This window comes from Streptomyces sp. NRRL S-118 (assembly GCF_000716335.1).
Lineage (GTDB): Bacteria > Actinomycetota > Actinomycetes > Streptomycetales > Streptomycetaceae > Streptomyces.
The window spans coordinates 98,531-101,077 of record NZ_KL591024.1 but is presented as its reverse complement, the minus strand read 5'-3'; the positions used below and the strand labels follow the sequence as shown (position 1 = coordinate 101,077).

At 67.8% G+C, this 2,547-nt stretch carries 3 protein-coding genes and 1 pseudogene; 2 read left to right on the top strand and 2 right to left on the bottom strand.

What is annotated here, in order from left to right; translation table 11 throughout:
• The first annotated feature begins 37 nt into the window (after positions 1–37).
• The gene (locus tag IH00_RS0130265; RefSeq protein ID WP_031079149.1) at positions 38–559 is read left to right on the top strand and encodes a hypothetical protein; all 522 of its coding nucleotides are present in this window, start codon (positions 38–40) and stop codon (positions 557–559) included.
• A gap of 10 nt (positions 560–569) precedes the next feature.
• Here IH00_RS0130265 and IH00_RS0130260 read toward each other — a convergent pair whose 3' ends face one another.
• Positions 570–1,445 carry an IS5 family transposase gene (locus IH00_RS0130260; RefSeq protein ID WP_031079147.1) on the bottom strand — a complete coding sequence of 292 codons (876 nt, stop codon included), beginning with the start codon at positions 1,443–1,445 and terminating at the stop codon, positions 570–572.
• 58 nt (positions 1,446–1,503) lie between these two features.
• On the opposite strand from IH00_RS0130260, the pseudogene IH00_RS42160 reads away from it, so the two are divergent.
• A pseudogene (locus IH00_RS42160) lies at positions 1,504–1,752 on the top strand (transposase); the annotation flags it as partial.
• Between the two features lie 282 nt (positions 1,753–2,034).
• On the opposite strand, the gene IH00_RS0130250 reads toward IH00_RS42160, so the two are convergent.
• Positions 2,035–2,547 (bottom strand): hypothetical protein (locus IH00_RS0130250; protein WP_234335012.1); only part of this gene is annotated, 513 nt, incomplete at its 5' end.

Sequence of the window (2,547 nt, the reverse complement as noted above, 5' to 3'; positions counted from 1 at the left end):
CTAGGGCGTGTGTCAGAAGTGCTCTAAGTTGGCTGACGTGAGTGGGCGGGGGCGGAGTTATCGATATGTCGGACCGGTTGAGCTGAAGGCTGCGGTCCGGCCTGGTGACGGCGGGCGTCGGATCGGCTCGGCGGCTGACTTCGGTGGCTGGATCGTGGAGCAATCGGTGGCGGAGCTGGCCGAACCGTTCACCTTCGTGGTCGGTATGGACGGTGTGCTTCGGCTGGCACCGCGGCGAAGCGAGCATGTGGCCTGTGCTGGCGGAGACAGGGTTCTGAGTGCTGGCGAGATCAGCTTCATGCGCGAGGCTGACCGGTGGATCGTGAGCGAGGTCAGCAACCAGTCCACCGGGTACTGCCCGGACGTCACCTCCTGGGCGGAGGTCGCCCGCGCTCTGGACGCTGTAGAGCTCCGGCGGCCCTCCGGCTTCACCCACGAGGTGGTGTTCCGGCGGTGCCTCGACTGCCAGGAGCACAACATCGTCCGCGAGGACGACTTCGTCTGCGTCTTCTGCGGCAGCGATCTGCCCGCGGCATGGAACGTGGATCTCACCGCGTGACGGCCAAGGGTCACAGCCACTCGCCGATGGCAGCGACGAGGACGGTCGCCTCGTAGCGGACGGCGAGCTTGTCGTAGCGCGTGGCGACAGCACGGTGTCTCTTGAGGCGGTTGATCCCGCACTCGACCGCATGACGCTCGCGGTAGTCGGCCCGGTCGAAATGCGGCGGCCGGCCGCCGCGGGAGCCGAGTTTTCGTCGGTTGCGCGCCTGGTCAGCCTTTTCCGGGATCGTGCAACGGATCCCGCGGCGGCGAAGGTAGGCGCGGTTCCTTCGGGAGGCATACGCCTTGTCAGCGCGCACCCGATCGGGACGGACGCGTGGCCGGCCCGGCCCAATGCGAGGCACGCGGACCTTCTCCAGCACCGGTTCGAACTGCGGCGAGTCCCCACGCTGCCCCGCCGTCACCACGATCGACATGGGCTTCTGACCCTGTTCGACGGCCAGGTGCAGCTTGGTGGTGAACCCGCCGCGCGACCTTCCCAGCCCGTGATCACGGGGCTCGGTGAAGACACCACCTGGTGGTTCTTTCTGCAGGTCGCCCCGCTTGCGAGCCCCGGCCGCATGCTGATGGGCACGGCACACCGTGGAGTCGACGCTCAGGTCCCATGTGATCGCACCCTTCGCGTCGGCCAGGGACTGGAGGCGGGTGAGGATCCGCTGCCAGGTACCGTTCCGCTGCCACCGGCGAAACAAGTCGTAGACCCGGCTCCAGGGTCCGTACTCAACGGGGACGTCCCGCCACGGAACACCGGTCCGAACCCGGAACCGTATGCCGTCGATCAACCGCCGTCGAGGCCAGATGGGCGGCCGCCCCGCCCTGGCCCCCTTCGGCAACAACGGCTCCAGCACCGCCCACTGCTCGTCCGTGAGATCTCCCCGACCCATGAACCGTGATCATTCACAGCACAAGATCCACTTTTGACACACGGCCTAGCACTAGCTAATGATCATCGATGCGATGTGGGACCGGATCGAGCCGCTGATGCCGACCGATCCGGTCCGCGGGCGGTGATGGGCTGACCACCGTCGCACTCTCGAGGCCATCGCGTGGAAGTACCGCACCAACCCGTCCTTGCGCGACCTTCCCGACGAGCCCAGTTCATTCCGGACCGCTCACAAGCGGCTGATCAGATGGGTCGTCGACGGCATCTGGGAGAGGATCCTCACCGCGGTCCTGGCGGCGGCGGACGCCGACGGCGCCGCGGCGGACTGAGCACCAAGGTCCACCTGGCCGCAGAGGCCGCGCACGGCCGCCTCCCGGGACCGCCGTTGAGCCGGCGAACGAGTGGCTCGTCCTCCCCCCCCCGCGAGGTCCGCCTCCTCGTCGTCCGGGCGCAGTGGGGACAGAGTGATGCTCCCGTCGCACCACTTCACTTCATGAATCCGCTGATTCTTGACGCCACAGCCGTGCAGCACCGCCTGATGCTGCGCGGCAGCACACAGAGCTCCCCGTGCGAGGTACCGTTGTCGGCTCTCAGTGCCCGGTAGGCGGCTGGAAGCAACCGGTCTCCAAGTAGGGGCCGTTCACGGACACCTGGTAGTTGGTCCGCTGGATGAACGCGGTGACACAGGCGTCGTCATGGACGCGCAGACCCACCCGCGCACCCTCGGGTACCACTCGCCGACCGTTCTCCAGGCGCGAGTTCATCGGCTCGACACGCAAAGTCCCGCCGAGACGATTCCACTGGGCGTCGAAGCGCTCCTCTTCATACCCGAGCTCGAGCATCGCGGCGCGGACCGTCTTCGGGTCCCATGTCCGTTGCTGCCACAGCCGCTTGAGCACCGGCTCGATACGGTCTGCCTCCCGCCGGGCGTCCTTCGCGCTGGCGGCGGACATGTCGCCGGGGACACGGAAGCCGTTGTTCTCGCGGTAGTGAGGGGCTCCATCACCGGCCCCCGGCTCCACGTAGGGGGACGTCACCGAGGGACTCGGGGTGGTTTCCCGCCGGCCGGTCGTGCTCCCGTCGGTCGTGCTCCCGTCGGTCGT

Excerpts from the sequence above, each read along its gene's own strand:
- IH00_RS0130260 (WP_031079147.1), bottom strand. The coding sequence starts at position 1,445 with ATGGGTCGGGGAGATCTCACGGACGAGCAGTGGGCGGTGCTGGAGCCG.